Source organism: Nocardia sp. NBC_00403, from assembly GCF_036046055.1.
In the GTDB taxonomy this organism is placed as follows: Bacteria; Actinomycetota; Actinomycetes; order Mycobacteriales; family Mycobacteriaceae; genus Nocardia.
Genome location: NZ_CP107939.1, coordinates 6,819,313 through 6,837,120, shown reverse-complemented (window position 1 = coordinate 6,837,120; position 17,808 = coordinate 6,819,313). Strand labels below are relative to the sequence as shown.

Sequence of the window (17,808 nt, the reverse complement as noted above, 5' to 3'; positions counted from 1 at the left end):
GTAACCGATGGGCCCCTGTGGCGGTGACGACTGCGGCATCCGCGATGTGCTCGACCGGCTCGGCGATCGGTGGACGGCGTTGGTGATCGTGGAGTTGAGCAAGGGTGTGCGGCGGTTCCGTGAATTGGAGCGGGCGATTCCGGGGATCTCGCAGCGGATGCTGACACCGACGACCAAACGACTGTGCCGGGACGGCATGGTGGAGCGGGTCGCGTATCCGACGATCCCGCCGCAGGTGGAGTATCGGCTCACCGAGACCGGACACAATCTGGTCGCGAGATCGCAAGGATGTCATCGCCTCGGCCCGGCAATGCAGGGATGTCGAACACGGCGTCGACGGAACCGAATGACCGCGATAGCTGTCGCGGGGCGGTTGAATAGAGAGAGATACCCGTCCGATAGGGAGGTTCCGATGACTGTTTCCGCCCGTGCACTGCTCGACGGTATCCAGGCGGAGCTGGGCCCGCACGACGACGACAACCGCTTGATCCCGCTGATCGCGGCGGGTAAGGCGCCACTGGCGGTCTTCGCGGCGATCGCGGCGGAGCAGCAGCGCATCACCAGCAGCGACTGGCGCAGCTTCCACGCCATGGCGGCGCGGGCGGACGAACCGCACGCCAGTGTCTTCTTCGGTGGGCTCCCACCGGGCGAGCAGCAGGCGAACGGCATGCTGGACGCGCTGGTGGCGGCGGTGGGACCCGACCAGGGCATGGAGCTGCCGAGGGCGGGCTGCCAGGCGTATCCGGCCTATGTCGCCTGGTTGGCGATGCACGCCGAACCCTCCGCCGCCGCAGCGGGTATCTACTCCAATTTCACCGCATGGAGCCGCTACTGCAAGGCCGTAGCCGAGGCGATGCGCACCCACTACGACTTCGACGACCCCGCGTGCGCGTTCTTCGACTTCTTCGCCGCCGAGGTCTCCGAGATCGAGCAGCGGGCCCTCGCCGCCATCCAAGCCGGACTCGACACCGGGCGGCTGAAGCCGGGCGAGGCGCACTTATACGCCAGGCTCTTCCAGAATTACGAGCTCATGTTCTGGAACACCCTCGCCGACGAGTTCTCGGCGTAGCAGCGCCACGTCGATCGCCGCTCTACTGCTCACCACCGAGACCCTGATTGTCGAAGAGACTATGGTCAACCCCGGCTCGATCATCGCCGCGGATTCGGCGACCCGGCAATGGCTGATTCGGCCTTCCAACGTTTACTGATCGACCGACAATGGGATGTTCGCAACTAGCACCGCCCGGCACCCACGGGAGTCGGGCGGTGTCGCGGCAGCCCACCCACGGCAGGAGGAAGGACCGACATGATCTTCATCGTGGTCAAATTCAAGACCAAGCCCGAATGGACCGACCGCTGGCTCGACCTCGTAGGGCCGTTCACCGCCGCCACTCGTGCCGAGGACGGCAACCTCTGGTTCGACTGGTCACGCAGCGTCCACGACCCGACCGAATTCGTTCTCGTGGAAGCCTTCCGAGACCAAGCCGCGGGCGGTGCCCACGTCGCCAGTCCCCACTTCAAGACCGCGATGAACGAACTACCACAGGCACTCGCGTCGACCCCAAAGATCATTAGCCAGACCATCGATGTCACCGACTGGTCGGATATGGGCGAGATGGCAGTCGGTTAGCTCCATGCGCTAACAGCGGGATGCGACGTAGTCCGGCGCGCTTTCTGAGCCGCTTGCACAGGTTTGCGACCTTGCGGCGGGCGACGACCCCACCGTCAGCCACCACCGCGGCCGCACAGCACTCGGAGGACAACCACCAGCCAGCCGCAAACCTGATCTCTCAGGTCAGTACCCGCTAGTCCTCGGGCTTGGCCCAGCGGCCACGGGCCTGCCTGATGTGGTCGCGCAGGTCCGAGACGAGGGTGGTCACGCGCGGATTGTCTGCGTAGTCGAGCAACGTCAGGTGGAAGATCTGGTCGGCTGCGGTGTATTCGACCAGATCCCCTTTTCGGCGCCTTCGACGATCTTGGCGGCGAGCTCGCGCAACTGGGGGAGGTCCTCGGCTGGAATCAGCGGCGTGACGTCGCGAACGATGGGAGGTTCGAGTAGCAGCCGGATCTGGGTGATGTCGTCGAGATCCTTCTCGGCGACTTCGGTGACGCGGAATCCCTTGTTGGGCACGATCGAGATGAGGTTTTCGCGCGCCAGATCGAGCATTGCTTCGAGGACCGGGGTGGCGGATACCCCTAATCGTGCTCCGAGGGTCGGCGCCGAATACACCACGCCCGGCTCCATCTCGCCGGCGATGATGGCCGCGTGGAGTGCCCGCGAGACCTTATCGCGCAGGCTGACCTTCTCCATCTGGGTGAACTGGTCGATACTCACGTCATCGTTCCCCTGCCCATGGCCAGCTGATTCGATCGGCCCAAGGTGTTCTATGCCAGGTCACGTTGCATAGAACACCCTCACCGCTCGGCGGCCTCTGCATCGACAGCTCGCAGCGACTTGCCGGAGGTCTCTTTCGCGAGGCCGACCGCGATCACCGAGATCGTCGCCGCCGCAACCAGATACAGCGAGATCGGGACCGAACTGTGGAATCCGTTGAGCAGGCTGATGGCGATCAGCGGGGCCAGCGAGCCCGCCAGAATCGGCGCGATCTGATAGCAGAACGACAGCGCCGTATAGCGGATGTGGGTCGGGAACATTTCGGTCATCAACGCGGAATATGGTGCGTAGGTGAGCGATTCGATGGCCAGCCCCAGCGTGATGGCGGTGATGATGGCCGCGTAGTTGCCGGTATCCATCATGGGGAAGGCCACGAATCCCCATCCGGCGGTGAGTACCGCGCCGGTGAGATACACCGGCCTGCGGCCGATCAGATCCGAGAGCAGACCCGCGGCCGGGATCATGAAGAAGTGCAGTAAGTGTGCCGCGAGCATCAGTGCCAGGATCGGGGCGGTATCCACCTTCACCACGAGCTTGAGATACGTGATCGAGAAGGTCACCACGATGTAGTAGAGGATGTTCTCGGCGAATCGGGCGCCGATGCCGATCAGCACCTCACGCCAATGGCAGCGGAGCACCTCTACGATGCCGAGCGAGCGGCGCTGATCCACCTCGATCATGGCCTGCGCCTCGACGAAGATCGGTGCGTCGTCGACGCTGGAGCGCACCCAATAGCCGACGATCACGACAATGGCGGACAGCCAGAAGCCGATGCGCCAGCCCCAGGACAGGAACTGCTCGTCGGTCAGATTCGCCGACAGGACCAGCATCACGACGGTTGCGAGCACGTTGCCCAGCGGTACCCCCGCCTGTGGCCAACTGGCCCAGAATCCGCGCCGGTGATCCGGGCTGTGCTCGCTGACGAGTAGTACCGCACCACCCCATTCCCCGCCGAACGCGAAACCTTGGATCAAACGCAGCGTCACCAGCAGGATCGGCGCCCAGTATCCGATGGTGTGGAAGGTGGGCAGGCAACCCATCAGGAAAGTGGTGATACCGACGACGACCAGGCTGAGCTGGAGCAATGCCTTGCGTCCGACGCGGTCGCCGAAGTGGCCGAACAGCAATCCGCCGAAGGGCCGGGCAAGGAAGCCGACCGCGTACAGCGCGAACGCGGCGATGATGCCGTCGACGGCATTGCCACTGGAACGGAAGAACACCTGGCCGAAGACTAGTGCCGAGGCCGTGCCGTACAGAAAGAACTCGTACCACTCGGCGACGGCGCCTGCCATGGCCGCGGCCACGATACGGCGTAGTCCGATGGGGGCATCGGCCCGTAGCCGAGTAGTCGCGGTGTCGTCGACAGCGGTCATGGTGTTCACCTTCGTCGGAGATCGAATGGCGGGTCGGGTGAACCGAGCACGCCGGAGTCAGCGCTGCCGAGTTGTTGATACTAGGCGCGAAAAGTATGCACTGTGATGTGTGACATTGCACTATAAAGAAGTGATGCCGCTCACGCAAGTGGTTGCGTGAGCGGTGCCACACCGCTAGCGTCAGTGCAATGTCACACGGCACTGAAGTGGCACTGGCGGCCGGGCGCTCTACCCGGACTCTCGATTCGATGGAGGCTCTCATGTCCGAAACGACCGCGTCGGCAGCGAATAAGCCCTGGCATGGGGTGTTGGTCGCGACGACCTTGCCGTTCACCGAGGACCTCTCGGTCGATTACGACACCTATGGCGAACATGTGGCGTGGTTGGCGGCCAACGGTTGCCACGGCGTGAGCCCGAACGGATCGCTCGGCGAATATCAGACCCTCGGCGACGAGGAGCGCGCCAAGGTGGTGACCACGGCCATTGCCGCGGCCCCCGCAGGATTTACGGTGATGCCGGGTATCGCGGCCTATGGGGCGCTACAGGCGCGCAGGTGGGCGGAGCAGGCCGCCGAGGCCGGGGCGCATGCGGTAATGCTGTTGCCGCCCAACATCTATCGCGGCGGTCGGGATTCGATCCTCGATCACTATCGCACCGTGGCGCAGGTGGGCCTGCCGATCGTGGCGTACAACAACCCGATCGATACGCGCATCGACCTGACCCCGGACATCCTGGCCGACCTGCATGCCGAGGGCCTCATCGTCGGTGTCAAGGAGTTCACCGGCGATGTGCGCCGCTTCTACGAAATCAAGGAACTCGCCCCCGAACTGGACGTGCTCATCGGCTCCGACGATGTGGTGCTCGAGCTCGGGATCGCCGGCGCGGTCGGCTGGGTGGCCGGATATCCGAATGCGATTCCGCAGGCGACGATGGAGCTGTACATCGCGTCGGTGAACCGAGACTTGGATAAGGCACTGCCGCTGTATCGCGAGCTGCACAAGTTGCTGCGCTGGGATTCGAAGACCGAATTCGTTCACGCGATCAAGCTGTCGATGGATCTGGCCGGACGTCGTGGCGGTGCGTGCCGCCCGCCACGGGTTCCGCTGGCGCCCGAGCTGGTCGCGAAGATCACCGCCGACACCCGCGATGTGCTCGCCAAGGGCTACCGGTAATCCCACGTGACTACGGGAGGTGAGAACGCGATCACCTACATGGTCGAATCCGTCGCCGACATGACCGCGGACGAGGTCGATGCGATCGTCGAAGGCGCGGCGGCGGCAGCGGGCAGGGATGGCACTGCCCGACCGGGCCAGGGTGCTCGATGGTATCGCGGACCGGCTCCACGCACATGCCGCCGAGCTGATCCCACTGGCCATGCTCGAGACACATCTGGCGCAACCGCGACTCGCGGGTGAGCTGAAGCGCACAAGCTTCCAACTGCGTCTGTTCGCGCAGTCGGTACTCGACGGCGGATTCCTCGATGTGCGCATCGATGGTGCGGATGCGGAGTGGCCGATGGGTGCCCCGCGACCGGATCTGCGCCGGATGAATATTCCGCTCGGCCCGGTCCTCAACTTCTCGGCCAGCAACTTCCCGTTCGCGTTCTCCGTTGCCGGTGGTGACACCGCATCCGCGTTGGCTGCCGGATGCCCGATCATCGTCAAGGCCAATCCTGGGCACCCGGCTCTGTCCCGTGCGGTCGGCCGGCTCCTCGACGAGGTGATCGCCGAATGTGGTGCTCCCCATGGGACATTCGGTCTGATCTTCGGCCGCGACGCCGGGGTGCGTGCGCTCCTGCATCCCGCAGTCGCCGCCGCGGCCTTCACCGGCTCCACTGCGGGCGGACGTGCACTGTACGACTTGGCTGGTGGGCGGTCGGTGCCGATTCCGTTCTACGGGGAATTGGGATCGATCAATCCGGTGTTCGTGACGGCCGAGGCGGCGCGGGCGCGGGCGGCGGAGATCGCCGAGGGGCTGCTGATGGCAGTGAGTTCGAGTGCTGGGCAACTCTGCACGAAGCCTGGGCTGGTAGCGGTGCCTGAGGGGTCGCTGGTGCTGGCCGAGCTGATCCGTACCGCGCCGGTGCCGACGGGCGAGATGCTCAACGATCAGATCGAGGACGGCTTCACCAGGGCTGTCGAACAGGTGCGTGCACATCCAGATGTGCGGGTGCTGACCGGTGGCGGACCCCGGGAAGCATTGCTGCTCGCCACGACTGCGCGGACGGTACTGGCCGATCGTGACCGGCTGATGCACGAGATGTTCGGTCCGGCAACGCTGTTGGTGAGCTATCGAGATACCGCGGAGCTGCTGGAGCTGGCCCGGTCGGTCCATGGCGAGTTGACCGTGTCGATTTCGGCGAGCACGCCGACGACACCACCCGCGCGCTTCTCACCGCCGCGGCGGGTGCGGCCGGGCGAGTGCTCTGGAACTCCTGTCCAGTGGTGTTCCAGTCGGTACCCGATCAGCTGCTGCCGCCGCCATTGCGCACCGAGAATCCACTCGGTGTACCTCGCTCGGTGAACGGGGCACTCGCGCAATGACTCTCGACTCGTCCCATGCGGCGGCTCTGGCTGGGACCGACGTGCTGATTGTCGGCGGTGGCATGATCGGATGTGCGCTTGCGGACCGGCTCGTGCTCACTGGTGCGTCGGTGCGGGTCTGCGAGGCAGGCGGTGTGGCTTCCGGAACCACTGCGCACGGCGAGGGTAACGTCCTCGTTTCGGATAAGGGTCCGGGGCCCGAATTGGAACTCGCGCAGCTCTCGCGCGGGCTGTGGCCCGGCATCCCCGAGCGCATCGCCGAGCGATTGCCCGAGGAAGTGGTCGCCGTCGAATGGGAACCCGAGGGCGGCATCGTAGTTGCCACCACGGACGCCGGTGCCGCCGCACTGGACGAGTTCGCCCGTGGCCAACGCGCGGCCGGGTGCATTGCGAAGATCTCGACGCGGACCGGCTGGCCGAGGCCGAACCAGCATTGACCCGGGATGTGACCGCGGGCGTCTATTACCCTGACGACGCCCAGGTCCAACCTGTCGGCGCGGCGGGGGCCCTGATCGGGTCCGCCGTCGCGGCCGGTGCGCAGGTCGAGACCCGTTGTGCTGTTACCGAGCCCATCGTCCGCGACGGTCGGCCGATCGGCGTGCAAACCACCAAGGGGGCACGGTACGCCGATGTCGTGATCAACGCGGCTGGTCCGTGGTCGGGCCGGGTGTCCGACCGCCTCGGCGCACTGATCGCGGTCAAACCACGGCGGGGTGATGTCCTGATCACCGCACCCATGCCGCCCACCGTTTTCCACAAGGTCTACGCCGCGGATTATGTCGGCGCAGTCGGTAGCTCGGATACCGGACTGCAAGCCCTCCGCCGTGGTCGAGTCCACCCGCGGCGGCCCACTCCTACTCGGCTCGTCACGCCGTCAATGTGGCTTCGACGACCGACTGCGGCCGGACAGCCTGGCCGCGATCGCCCGCAGGGCGTTACACCTGTTCCCGGTATTCGCCGACGTCGCAATCATGCGCGCCTACGGCGGTTTCCGCCCCTACGTCGATGACCACCTCCCGGTGATCGGCCCCGACTCCCGCCTACCCGGCCTCTGGCACGCGACCGGTTACGAGGGAGCCGGCATCGGTCTATCGGTCGGCACCGCGCAATTGCTCACCTCCGCCCTCATCGGCCGCCCGGACCGGGTCGACATCGCACCCTTCGCTGTCGACCGCCCAGCCGTCATCGTCTCCCATCCAGGCGAACCGACCACGGAGAAGGTGTCCTGTTGAGCCCCAACCCGATTCGACCGCGGGTCGACCTGATCGGCCGCTGACTGCGCGCGGCCGCCGTGTCCCGTACCGCCCTGAAGATGGAGCACATAATCCCATGAGCCCCAGCATGATTCCCCCGAATGCCGACTCGATCGGCCGTGCGGATCGACCATTGGCGGTCGTCGTGGACGGTGCCGAAGTGCAGGGCGTATACGGCCAGACCGCCAGTGCGAGCGGTCGTCGGCCAATAGGACGGAGGCGAGAACTGAATGAGCTGGCGAGCTGAGTCGATTCCTCCCGACCACCCGCAGGTCATCGACCTGCGGGTGGTCGATCGTTCAGCTCGACAGGATCGGGTGTCGGTCGAGCGAGTTCTGGTCCCCGGCGCGACGCGGCGATCTGGGGCGCCACGCGCTGGCCACGAAGCGTCGCTGGCTTATCCGTCAACGGCTGGCGGCGACGGGTGTGGCCGTGGTGAGGGTCTCCCCGTCGCGGTGGCTGCGATCCCGGGCGTACGGTCGGGGTGTGTCGGTGCAGAGCGCTGGCGGCTCGTTCGGGAACTACCACCTCGAACGCTTGGTGGGTCGTGGCGGTATGGGTGAGGTGTGGTTGGCGCGCGACCGCACCGGCAGCACCGTTGCATTGAAGGTGTTGTCTACGGCGTATTCCGCCGATCCGGGCTATCGGCGCCGTTTCGAGCGGGAGGCCCGGCTGGGCGCCCGGGTGCGCAACCCCCACATCGTGCCGATCCGTGCCTTTGGCGAGGTCGATGGTCACCTGTTTTTGGAGATGGCCTACATCGAGGGCGTCGATTTGGCGACGCGGCTGCGGTCGGGTGCGCTGGTGCCGGCTCGGGCGGTCGAGGTCATCGCCCAGGCCGCGGAGGCGCTGGATGCCGCTCATGCGGCGGGGCTTGTTCATCGGGATGTGAAGCCGGGCAATATCGTCGAGGACACCAGCGGTTTCGTGTATCTGATCGACTTTGGTATTGCTCGCGCCGCCGACGGCACTGCCCTCACAGCCACCGGCCTGGTAGTGGGCACGTTGGGCTATATGGCGCCGGAGCGGTTCACCGGCACGGCCGAGGCCCGCTCGGATGTCTATTCGCTGGCCTGCGTGCTGTATGAAACTCTCACCGGGAACCTGCCGTACGGTGACGGAGACCCGGCACAGCAGATGCACGCGCATTTAATGTCCGAACCGCCGCGTGCCTCGCAGGCTGCCCAAGGTGTCCCGCCAGCGCTGGACGCTGTTATCGCCCGCGGTATGGCCAAGGGACCGGGGGAACGCTACGCCAGCGCGGGTGAATTCGCCGCCGCGGCATGTGCGGCCTTGGGCTGGCCCCAATCGGCGCAACCGACCCCGCCGGTCGCGGACCCTGCGACATCGGGCAGCCACCCGCTTACCCGCGTCATGACCGCCGTCGGCCCACCCCCGACCCTGGCCGAGACCCGGCCGCCGCAAACTCCCGAGCCCGAGAGATTCTCACCTGCTCCGGCCGCGCATCCGGATCGGCAAAAGCTTCTGGTGCGCCGATGGCTACCGGTTGCCGCCGGGCTTGCACTCGTCGCCGCGGCGGCACTGTGGTTGCTGAGTGGAGTCCTCGAGTCTGATTCCGCTCCGAACACGACGACGCGCGCGGCGTCCGCTGCCGCTCCCAACGATTCCCTGCCGCCCTCGACCGGCGGACAACCCCCGGATCCGGCTGGTGCGGTGCGCGACGGGAACTTTGCTTTCACCGTGACCGAGATGGTGTCCAATGTGAGCCGCACCGGTTCAGTGAGCCCAGGTGGTTCCTACACCGTCGTGACGCTGACGGTCACCAACCTCTCCCAACGCGAGCAAGTCTTCCGCATCGCCGATCAGCGCCTGATCACCGTCGCCGGCCGCTCCCTCGTCCCCGACGCGACCGCGACCACCGAACTCAACCCATCCCGCAACGGCGTCGACCAGATCGCTCCCGGCAGTACCGGCACGATCCTGCTGGCCTTCGACCTGCCCAGCAAGGACAAGAACGACAAGAAAAAGGACGACAAGAAGAACGACACCCCGGGTCGGCTGGTCCTGCATGGCGCCCCGTCGTCCCCCGGCGTAACCGTGCTGGTCGGCTAGCTGTACTGGCCACAGACGTTGACACGCCGGCACCGCCGTCGCGGATTCCGTCGAATTCGCAAGGTAGGTCCGAACGGCCCGGCTGCCGAACCGTTTGGCATGCGTGGAGGGCCGCAGGTCAGGCGCGACGCTGTCCACAAGGTTGAAACCGTAACGGACAGTGTGAGAGTGATCGAGGTGGCAAAGAGGCAGTGCGGTGGTGGAGAGCGTGGAGTGAAGGCAGGGAAGATGGTGGAGGGGCGGAATATGGGTAGCGCGTGCGGGCTGGGGTGTGCCCGGCGCGCCGTGGGAGTGAACACCGCGGCGGACCGGGGAACGGGAGACCCGCCGACGGCGGGCGAAGAACGGTGTCAGGTCAGGCGGGATGCGGAAGTGGTCTTTCTGCCACGCCAAAAGTCGAGGCCCCTCGGCAGCAGGTGTTCGGGCATGCGCCATCCAGCGATGTGGCCGCCCGGTCGACATCGCCGAGTAAGCTCGATTCCTACTGCGCGACGCGCGGATACGCTGGGTCAGCTACTGCCCCAGCCTTTGGGAAAGAAATTGTTCGATCCCCAGCCGGGGGGAAAGAAATTGCTCGAGCCCCAGCCTTGGTTCCAGCCGTCGCATTTGTCCTTGCCCCAACGATCACTCTGCCAGCGATCGATGCCCCAAAGGCCGTAGCTGTCACAGTGAGGGTTATCAGTGTGCACGACCCCGGGTGCGGGGGCCGGTGCCGCCATGGCAGGAACCGACACCATCGGAATCGTCATCGCGACCCCAACAAGCGCGACCTTCGCGAGCAGCCGACCGGAGTCGGCGGTGGTCTTCTTGGTAATCATGGTGCCTTCTTCCGGCGAGTTCGTCGCACGGATCCGACTCGCCGATGCGTCGAGCTATGCATTCCCCGACGCATCTGATCCTAGGCGCGTAGCGCAGGTCGCCGCCAGCATCCGTCGATCCGTGGCGGTAATTGACCTGACCTGGTGAAATGCGTTGAGATCAGTCCCGCGACCTGCGATTTCTCCTCGAATGTGATCCATGCCAGGTATCGGTATCTCCGATACCTCGGCCCCTTTGACTTGTCACGAATCGACAGGCCAAAGGGGCCGCGTGCCGCAGCCGATATATCTGCCGGTCCAATTCAGGCAGTATCGCGACCTGTTCGACAAAGTGGAACGTCTGTCAATCGGTCGCCGGTTCGTCTGTGGCGGCCTCAGCTGGGCCGAGGGCACGTGGGGGTGCGGTGAGGGCCTGCGTCGCGCCGAGACCCGCGCCGATTCCCGCGCCGATGGCGGCGAGCGGTGCCGCCATGAGGGCCGCGCCGTATGTGGCGCCGATGGGCACCGCGGCGAGACCGATCGGTGCGAACGGCATGCCGATCGCCAGACCGAGTGCACCGCCGACACCTGCGCCGATCAGTGCGAATGGGCTCGCCACCGCTGCGCCTGCGGCAGCACCGAGCGCCGCGGAGCCGACAGTCTGACTCGCAACACGATCGGAGCGAGTGCGTTCCATACCGACCGAGTCGAAGAACGTTGCGAGATCGGCCTCGGTCACCGCCGCGGCGTCGTTGAGTTGGATGGCGGGCTCCCGCGGCAGCCAATCCGGCGCCTCGACCTGCACGTTGCCGAAACGCAACATGCCCGGCGGCGGCGCGATCGGCGGCACCGGCGCGACCGGGAGCGGGCCGTGCAGGAACTCGACCGGCGACAGATACTCGCTTTTCGGTACCGGCCGCGCCCACTGCAGCGAACTGCGCGTGTCGTCCGGGATTCGCGTTCCCCGGTACGGGCGCACATTCGGCACTTGGGCGGCGGGCCAGTCCGGGGACTGCTCCGTCTGCTCTGCCTGCACGGCGGGGGTCCCCGCGCCTGAATCCGTGTCGTCGGCCACGAAGGCAACGTGGTCGTCGTGCTCGGTCTGACTCACCGGAACGTACCGATCGAGCTCGGCGTTCGCGGTACCGCTGCTACCCACCAGAGTGAGAACGACGGGAACCGCTCCCGCCACCACCATCGACCCCACCTTCTGTTGACGCGAACTGACTTTTCTGTGCTTGCCTGTGCCCAATCTATTTCCTTTCACAGTGCAGAGACCTTGTCGATTCGCATTCGGATCACGGGGCGTCTTGGATGGTCGAGCATGCTGTGACAGGTTCGAACCAGGGCCATCACCAGTACTATCCGGGGTGCTAAGCAGCTGGATCGTGGGTGAACATGTCCACCAAGACCAGGCATGCCGCAACAATGAACATGATTCGGTCGGACTTGCCGAGCAGTCGGAGCTGGATCCCGGGGAGGGGTGGACCGGCCTGCGGTTCAGGGGAGTGGATCCCGTACGGGACGGATATCGAAACCGGGCCGACCGGCAAGGTCTGCGCTGCGTCGTGAGTTGTCGACGTTGTCGGTCAACAAACAGCAGCAGGTCAGTGCAACGAAAACGTGCCCTGACCTGCCGTTTGTGGCGGAGGATAGGGATTTGAACCCATCCGTTTCCGCAGGAGAACTCTGCGACCAGCCGGTTTCGTTGCAGTTCAGACTGTTTCGGCGCTGCTGACGATGCAAACGTTAGGGCCAGGTGTCGACGCGGTCAACGCGGATCCTGCGGCATTCGTCTTGGCGGCGAGACGAGCGCATCAGGCACAAGTAGAACAGCGGCGCCGGGGGTAGCGCTCGGAGTGTCCGCCTCACAGCGGAAGTTCGCTGGTTCGAAACCAGCTGGGACCACCACCAAAAAAGCCCCTTGCTCAGGTCCGCGGATTCGAGGAGTTGTCGCAACACCTGGTTGCTATTAGGCCGTGAGTACTTTAGCCAGACGCTCGGCTGGGGTTTCCCAGCCGAGCGTTTTGCGTGGTCGGCCGTTGAGCTCGATGGCGACAATGTCGAGGTGTTCGCGGCTGTGGACGGAGAGGTCGGTTCCCTTCGGAAAGTATTGCCGTAGTAGTGGAGTGGTCCCCAGAAGTTGGACACCGTAAGTAAGCGTCCATCTTCAGGAGGGCAGGCCGATGTACTCGGGAAGCACGTTGAGTCAGGCCGACGCCGGCTTGGCCGTCGAACTGTTTGAACATGGCTTCACCGCGAAGTCCGCGTCCCTGTCCCTTGACCTCGCCCCGAACCCCGTTCAAATGTTGTACCAGCGATGGCAGCTGAGAGGACGGGATGCGCTGGTGACGAGGGAACGCAGGCAGTACGACTTCGGGACCAAGCTCGAGATCGTGCTCCGTCATGTTGCGGGCGAGTCTGGACGGGCTCTCGCCGAGGAATACGGGCTCCCCTCGCCCAGCACCGTCGCCAACTGGACGAGTATCTATCGACGCGAGGGCGAAGACGGGCTGCGACCCAAGAGACGCGGCCGGCCCCCGACCGATCGCGGAAACCCTCCACCGCAGAACGAGATCGAGACGCTGCGCAAGGAGAACGAGCGGTTGCGCGCAGAGGTCGCGTACCTGGGAAAATTGCGGGCCTTGAAGTCACAGGAACGCCGCTGAAGGTTCAAGCCGTCGAAGACCTCAAGGCGCAGTACCCACTGTCGCTCTTGCTGCAGATCGCGCACCTTCCCCGGTCAACGTTCTACGACCACCGGAACAGAATCGCCCGCGCGGATCGGCATGCTGAGCTGAAAGAAGCCATCCGTCAAGCCTTTGAAGAGGCAAGACGCGCATACGGGCACCGGCGCATCCTGGCGATCCTGCTGCGTCGCGGGTGGCGGGTGTCGAAAAAGACCGTTCTGAAACTGATGCGCACGCTCGGCCTGCAGTGCCCTGTGCGCCGTCGGCGGAGATACAACTCCTTCCGGGGCGAGGTTGGCCAGGCGGCCGACAACGTGTTGAACCGCCAGTTCACCGCAGCAGTCAAGCACACCAAGTGGGTCACGGACGTGACCGAGTTCGCGATCGGGGCCTCCAAGGTATATGTCTCGCCAGTCCTCGACCTCTATAACAACCGAGTCATCTCTGCCGCGGCCGGGCCATCACCGAGCGTGAAGATGGTTACCGATGGCCTGCGCACCGCAATCGACAGCCTGCAGTCAGGTGAGAAACCGCTGGTTCACTCCGATCAAGGATTTCAGTACCGCCACCCCCTCTGGCAGGACGTGCTCCGCGAGGCCGGCCTCACGCAATCCATGTCCAGAAAAGGCACGTGCCTCGACAACGCCGTCATGGAAGGATTCTTCAGCCATCTCAAAGAGGAATGGTTCCGAATCCAGCAGCCCGCGACCACTGACGAGTTCCACGCCGGACTGACCGACTACCTGCAGTGGTGGAACACGACCCGCATCCAACAACGGCTCGGCTACCTCAGCCCCGACGAGTACCTCGCCCAAACCTCCGCCGCCGCATAAGGTTTAATTCCAAGGTCCAACTTTCGGGGACCACTCCAGTAGGCCGTTCGTGTTCTCGTTAGAGCCGCGTTGCCAAGGGCTGGCGGGATTGCAGAAGTAGACCGGGATGTCGGTGGCGACGCTGAATTGGTGGTGCTCGGCGAGTTCGCTGCCTTGATCCCAAGTCAGCGATCGCATCAGATGCGGCGGTAGCTGCCCGACCGTTCGTTGCAGGGCCTGGTTCACCTGCTCGGCAGTGCGGCCAGCAGGCAGATGGACGAGCATGACGTAACGAGTGCTGCGCTCGACGAGTGTGCCGATGGCCGAACCACCGTCCTTGCCGATGATCAGATCGCCCTCCCCGTGCCCGGGCACGGCCCGGTCTTCGACCTCAGCGGGCCGGTCACTGATCATGATCATCGGATGAGTGAACCGGGGTTGGCGGCAGGCGATCTGGCGTCGTGGTTTGCGCCGAGCGCGGCCGGTGCGCAGCGCCGAGGCCAGTTCGCGGCGCAGTTTCATCTCGTCGGGGAAACTCCTCCAGGACGATCGACGCGCAGATCGCCGCAGTTTTCGAGAAGCTTATGATCACCTCGCGCAGGGACATCATCAAACTCGTACCGAAACACCAGATCGACAGAGTCAGGGCAGAAGCGTCGAGACGGCCCAACCCCACCGTGAACGACGAATATCCCAACGTCGACGTCTGTAGATCGGGCAACCAGCAGAATGTGCGTATGTTACGACCATGCTGCGGTTGTCCGAGCTGCGTCAGTTCGTGCTCGATGCACCACAGGCATCGGCGTGCTCGCCTTCCGCGCGAAATGTAGCGATTCGCTCCGATGGCAGTCGGGGAGCTGTTGTTCGGAGTGGTCAGCGTGTCCCTGTACAACAGGCCGGTCTCTGTCGCGGCAATGGATATTTCGGCCTCGCAGCTGGAACAGTCGACCGACTCTTCCGAGTGGGCCCAGTGCCTCGACATCGTTGGTGTTGGCGGCCGAAATGCCCACGGCCAGTGGTGCTCCCACGCGCTCGGACAGCACACGCAGCTTTGAGCCGGTCGACCACAGAGTGTGCTCGCCGACCCGAGTGATCAGCCGACCAGGCCTGCGGTGGCGTGGGTGTGCCGCCGCCGACCGCAAAGATACTGCAGCGCCAGGGCCGGCGTTGAAGCGCTCTGTCCTATGAGAACTGTTTCCTCAGTTCTCGTTTGAGGACCTTGTGGGTGGGCCCGATGGGAAGTTCGGGTACGAATTCGACTCGGCGCGGGTACTTGTACTTGGCCAGATGCTCGCGACCATAGGCGATGATCTCCTCATCAGTGACGGGTCCGGATCTGATGATGACGGCACAGATCTCTTCGCCGTAGGTGGCGTCCGGAACACCGATGACCGCAGCTGCCGCAACGTAGGGATGACGAAGCAGCACGTCCTCGATCTCGGTCGGGTACACGTTGAATCCGCCCCGGATGATCATCTCCTTGATGCGGTCGACGATCGTGAGGTAGCCGTCGGTGTCCTTGCGGCCGAGATCGCCGCTGCGGAACCAACCGTCCACCATGACTTCCGCAGTGGCGTCCGGTCTTCCTATGTAGCCGTTGAACAGGTTGTGTCCGCGAATGACTACCTCGCCTATCGTGCCGGTGGGTAGCAACTCGATCCGGTCGCGTACGTCGGGGTCGGCGATCTCCACGTCGACGCCCCAGACCGGATGTCCGACGGTTCCGGCCTTCGGTGTGAGTTGCGGCTGATTCACCGTGGCTGTCGGGGAGGTTTCCGACAACCCGTAGCCTTCCAGCACGCTGGCGTCGAAGGTGTTCTCGAATGCGTCCAGGACGGTCTGTGGCAGTGACGCTCCGCCCGAGATACACAGCCGCAGCTTGGGAAGGGCCGGTGCTTCCCGAGCTGCCTCGATCAGTCCGACGTACATGGTGGGTACGCCGTGGAATGTGTTGACACCCTCGGCGATCATCAGTGAAATCGCTTCAGCGGCCGTGAATCTGGGTTGCAGCACGAGCGTGGCGCCCGCCCGCCAGGTCGAATTCATCGAGACTGTCTGCCCGAAGACGTGGAAGAGTGGCAGCGCGCCCAGCGCTACGTCGTCGCGGCGTACTTCATTGGCGTCGAATGCGTTGACGGTTGCACACATCACCATATTCAGGTGGCTGAGCTCAGCGCCCTTCGGTCGGCCTGTGGTCCCGCTGGTGTAGAACACCACGGCAGTGTCCATCGGACGGCGTGAGATGAACGCCGCAATCGGCTGGGCGGCAAGAGACTTCGGGTCGAGGCAGTCGATTCCTGCCCGTTGCGCCGCCTCCAGGCCCACCGACGCGAACTGCTCATGACACAGCAAAAGCTGTGTTCCGCTGTCGCGCAACACGTATTCGGCTTCCTCTGCGGTGAGCAGCGGGTGCACCGCGACGACAACGGCTCCAGCGGCCAGGATTGCATAGTAGGCGCGCGGAAAGTCTGCAGTGTTCGGTCCCATCAGTCCGACCCGGTCGCCCGGCCGCACTCCCAGCGCAATCAGTGCGTTGGCTTGTGCACGTGCCTGCTCCCACAACTCCACAAAAGTGATACGGCGCGCGCCCTCGATGAGCGCTACGTGGTGAGGGCGCCGCCGAGCCTGCTCGGCAAGGATGCTCGCCAGTGACAGGGTCGCATTCATGAGAATTCCTATCGTTCTATCAATACCGCGATGCCTTGGCCGACGCCGATGCACATGGTCGCGATCGCGCGCCGGCCGTCGCGGTCGGCTAGTTCGAGCGCCGCGGTCAAGGCGAGCCGGGCGCCGCTGGCTCCGAGGGGGTGGCCGAGGGCGATCGCGCCACCGTTGGGGTTGACGTGCTCGGCGTCGTCAGGCAAACCAAGTTGCCGGAGCGTCGCTAACGACTGTGCCGCGAAGGCTTCGTTGACCTCGAGGACATCGATGTCGCCGATGCCGAGTTTTGTTCGCATGAGCAGCTTTTCGGTTGCCGGGAAGGGGCCGATCCCCATGACACGTGGGGGCACACCGATCGATACCGCGGCATCGACGCGGGCCAGCGGCGAGAGCCCGTACCGTTCGACCGCCCGCTCGGAGGCGATCAGCACCGCGGCCGCGCCGTCGTTGAGACCGGAGGAGTTGCCTGCGGTGATGTTGCCGCCGGTGACCACCGACGGCAGCTTCGCCAGGGCGGCAAGGGAAGTCGACCGTGGATGTTCGTCGGTATCGGCGACAATCGGGTCACCTCTACGTTGCGCGACGGTGATCGGCGCGATTTCGCGGGCCAACCGGCCGCCGCGCTGTGCCGCGGCTGCCCGCTCCTGGGAGCGAAGAGCGAACGCGTCCTGGTCGCCACGATTGATGTCGTACTCTGCTGCCACGTTCTGCGCGGTCTGTGGCATGGAGTCTGTGCCGTAGCGCTCCTGCAGCCGCGGGTTTATGAGCCGCCAGCCGAGTGTAGTGTCGAAGACTTCGTTCGAACGCGACCACGAAGTCTCGGGTTTCGGCATGACGAAGGGCGCGCGGGTCATGCTCTCCACCCCGCCGGCAATGATCAGGTCCGCATCGCCTGCCCGGACGGCTCGGGCAGCACCTGCGACGGCGTCGAGACCGGACCCACACAGCCGATTAACGGTGCTGCCCGGGATCTCGACTGGCAGGCCCGCGAGCAGTGCCGCCATGCGGGCGATATTGCGATTATCTTCGCCGGCCTGGTTCGCGCAGCCGAGAATCACATCATCGGTTGCGGCCCAGTCCACCGTCGGAAGACGTTGCGTCAGTTCGCCGATGACATGAGCGGCCAGGTCGTCGGGCCGGACCGAGGCCAGCGCGCCACCGTATCGGCCGAATGGGGTGCGCACTCCCGCAACGAGATAGGCGGTGTTCAT

At 64.9% G+C, this 17,808-nt stretch carries 14 protein-coding genes, 1 tRNA gene and 5 pseudogenes; 11 read left to right on the top strand and 9 right to left on the bottom strand.

Annotated features, from left to right (window positions below; all coding sequences use genetic code 11):
- Nucleotides 1-7: 7 nt before the first annotated feature.
- The 3 genes and pseudogenes from OHQ90_RS39625 to OHQ90_RS30530 all read left to right on the top strand — a co-directional run.
- A pseudogene (locus tag OHQ90_RS39625) lies at nt 8-217 on the top strand (winged helix-turn-helix transcriptional regulator); the annotation flags it as partial.
- Between the two features lie 195 nt (nt 218-412).
- On the top strand, nt 413-1,069 hold the full coding sequence (locus OHQ90_RS30535) for a hypothetical protein (RefSeq protein ID WP_328403374.1): 657 nt from the start codon (nt 413-415) through the stop codon (nt 1,067-1,069).
- Nucleotides 1,070-1,306: 237 nt separating this feature from the next.
- Nucleotides 1,307-1,630, top strand: a complete 324-nt coding sequence (locus tag OHQ90_RS30530; RefSeq protein ID WP_328403372.1) for a putative quinol monooxygenase — start codon at nt 1,307-1,309, stop codon at nt 1,628-1,630.
- 175 nt (nt 1,631-1,805) lie between these two features.
- Here the strand turns inward: OHQ90_RS30530 and OHQ90_RS30525 are convergent, their stop codons facing one another.
- The 3 genes from OHQ90_RS30525 to abaF form a co-directional block, all read right to left on the bottom strand.
- Complete coding sequence (locus OHQ90_RS30525) at nt 1,806-1,949, bottom strand: FCD domain-containing protein (RefSeq protein ID WP_328413188.1); 144 nt, start codon at nt 1,947-1,949, stop codon at nt 1,806-1,808.
- Nucleotides 1,910-2,335, bottom strand: a complete 426-nt coding sequence (locus OHQ90_RS30520; RefSeq protein WP_328403370.1) for a GntR family transcriptional regulator — start codon at nt 2,333-2,335, stop codon at nt 1,910-1,912. The genes OHQ90_RS30525 and OHQ90_RS30520 overlap by 40 nt, the downstream gene beginning before the upstream one ends.
- Nucleotides 2,336-2,415: 80 nt before the next feature.
- Entirely contained in the window at nt 2,416-3,768 is a 1,353-nt protein-coding gene (gene abaF / locus OHQ90_RS30515; RefSeq protein ID WP_328403368.1) for a fosfomycin efflux MFS transporter AbaF, read from the bottom strand.
- Nucleotides 3,769-4,028: 260 nt separating this feature from the next.
- Between abaF and OHQ90_RS30510 the strand changes: the two genes are divergently transcribed.
- The 5 genes and pseudogenes from OHQ90_RS30510 (at nt 4,029) to OHQ90_RS30485 (ending at nt 9,637) form a co-directional block, all read left to right on the top strand.
- Nucleotides 4,029-4,940, top strand: coding sequence for a dihydrodipicolinate synthase family protein (locus tag OHQ90_RS30510; protein ID WP_328403366.1), 912 nt, complete (start codon nt 4,029-4,031; stop codon nt 4,938-4,940).
- 79 nt (nt 4,941-5,019) lie between these two features.
- The gene (locus OHQ90_RS30505; RefSeq protein ID WP_328403364.1) at nt 5,020-6,291 is read left to right on the top strand and encodes an aldehyde dehydrogenase family protein; all 1,272 of its coding nucleotides are present in this window, start codon (nt 5,020-5,022) and stop codon (nt 6,289-6,291) included.
- A 16-nt stretch (nt 6,292-6,307) separates the two neighbouring features.
- Nucleotides 6,308-7,005, top strand: a pseudogene (locus OHQ90_RS39620) (NAD(P)/FAD-dependent oxidoreductase); the annotation flags it as partial.
- A gap of 82 nt (nt 7,006-7,087) precedes the next feature.
- On the top strand, nt 7,088-7,543 hold the full coding sequence (locus tag OHQ90_RS30490; protein ID WP_328403360.1) for an NAD(P)/FAD-dependent oxidoreductase: 456 nt from the start codon (nt 7,088-7,090) through the stop codon (nt 7,541-7,543).
- Between the two features lie 507 nt (nt 7,544-8,050).
- Nucleotides 8,051-9,637: a serine/threonine-protein kinase gene (locus OHQ90_RS30485; RefSeq protein ID WP_328403358.1), complete on the top strand. Its 1,587-nt coding sequence runs from the start codon at nt 8,051-8,053 to the stop codon at nt 9,635-9,637.
- Between the two features lie 509 nt (nt 9,638-10,146).
- On the opposite strand, the gene OHQ90_RS30480 is transcribed toward OHQ90_RS30485, so the two are convergent.
- Nucleotides 10,147-10,455, bottom strand: coding sequence for a hypothetical protein (locus tag OHQ90_RS30480; RefSeq protein WP_328403356.1), 309 nt, complete (start codon nt 10,453-10,455; stop codon nt 10,147-10,149).
- 343 nt (nt 10,456-10,798) lie between these two features.
- Complete coding sequence (locus OHQ90_RS30475; protein WP_328403354.1) at nt 10,799-11,632, bottom strand: hypothetical protein; 834 nt, start codon at nt 11,630-11,632, stop codon at nt 10,799-10,801.
- A 631-nt stretch (nt 11,633-12,263) separates the two neighbouring features.
- Here OHQ90_RS30475 and OHQ90_RS30470 point away from each other — a divergent pair.
- Nucleotides 12,264-12,345 (top strand) — tRNA-OTHER (locus tag OHQ90_RS30470).
- A 61-nt stretch (nt 12,346-12,406) separates the two neighbouring features.
- Here the strand turns inward: OHQ90_RS30470 and OHQ90_RS30465 are convergent.
- Nucleotides 12,407-12,568, bottom strand: a pseudogene (locus tag OHQ90_RS30465) (IS30 family transposase); the annotation flags it as partial.
- A 52-nt stretch (nt 12,569-12,620) separates the two neighbouring features.
- Here OHQ90_RS30465 and OHQ90_RS30460 point away from each other — a divergent pair.
- Both OHQ90_RS30460 and OHQ90_RS30455 read left to right on the top strand, forming a co-directional pair.
- Nucleotides 12,621-12,917 (top strand): annotated as a pseudogene (locus OHQ90_RS30460) (helix-turn-helix domain-containing protein); the annotation flags it as partial.
- Complete coding sequence (locus OHQ90_RS30455; RefSeq protein WP_328413050.1) at nt 12,878-13,957, top strand: IS3 family transposase; 1,080 nt, start codon at nt 12,878-12,880, stop codon at nt 13,955-13,957. The pseudogene OHQ90_RS30460 and the gene OHQ90_RS30455, both read left to right, overlap by 40 nt.
- Nucleotides 13,958-13,978: 21 nt before the next feature.
- Here OHQ90_RS30455 and OHQ90_RS30450 read toward each other — a convergent pair.
- The 3 genes and pseudogenes from OHQ90_RS30450 to pcaF form a co-directional block, all read right to left on the bottom strand.
- Nucleotides 13,979-14,455: pseudogene (locus OHQ90_RS30450) on the bottom strand (IS30 family transposase); the annotation flags it as partial.
- 663 nt (nt 14,456-15,118) lie between these two features.
- Entirely contained in the window at nt 15,119-16,603 is a 1,485-nt protein-coding gene (locus tag OHQ90_RS30445; protein WP_328403352.1) for a long-chain-fatty-acid--CoA ligase, read from the bottom strand.
- 8 nt (nt 16,604-16,611) lie between these two features.
- On the bottom strand, nt 16,612-17,808 hold the full coding sequence (pcaF, locus tag OHQ90_RS30440) for a 3-oxoadipyl-CoA thiolase (RefSeq protein ID WP_328403350.1): 1,197 nt from the start codon (nt 17,806-17,808) through the stop codon (nt 16,612-16,614).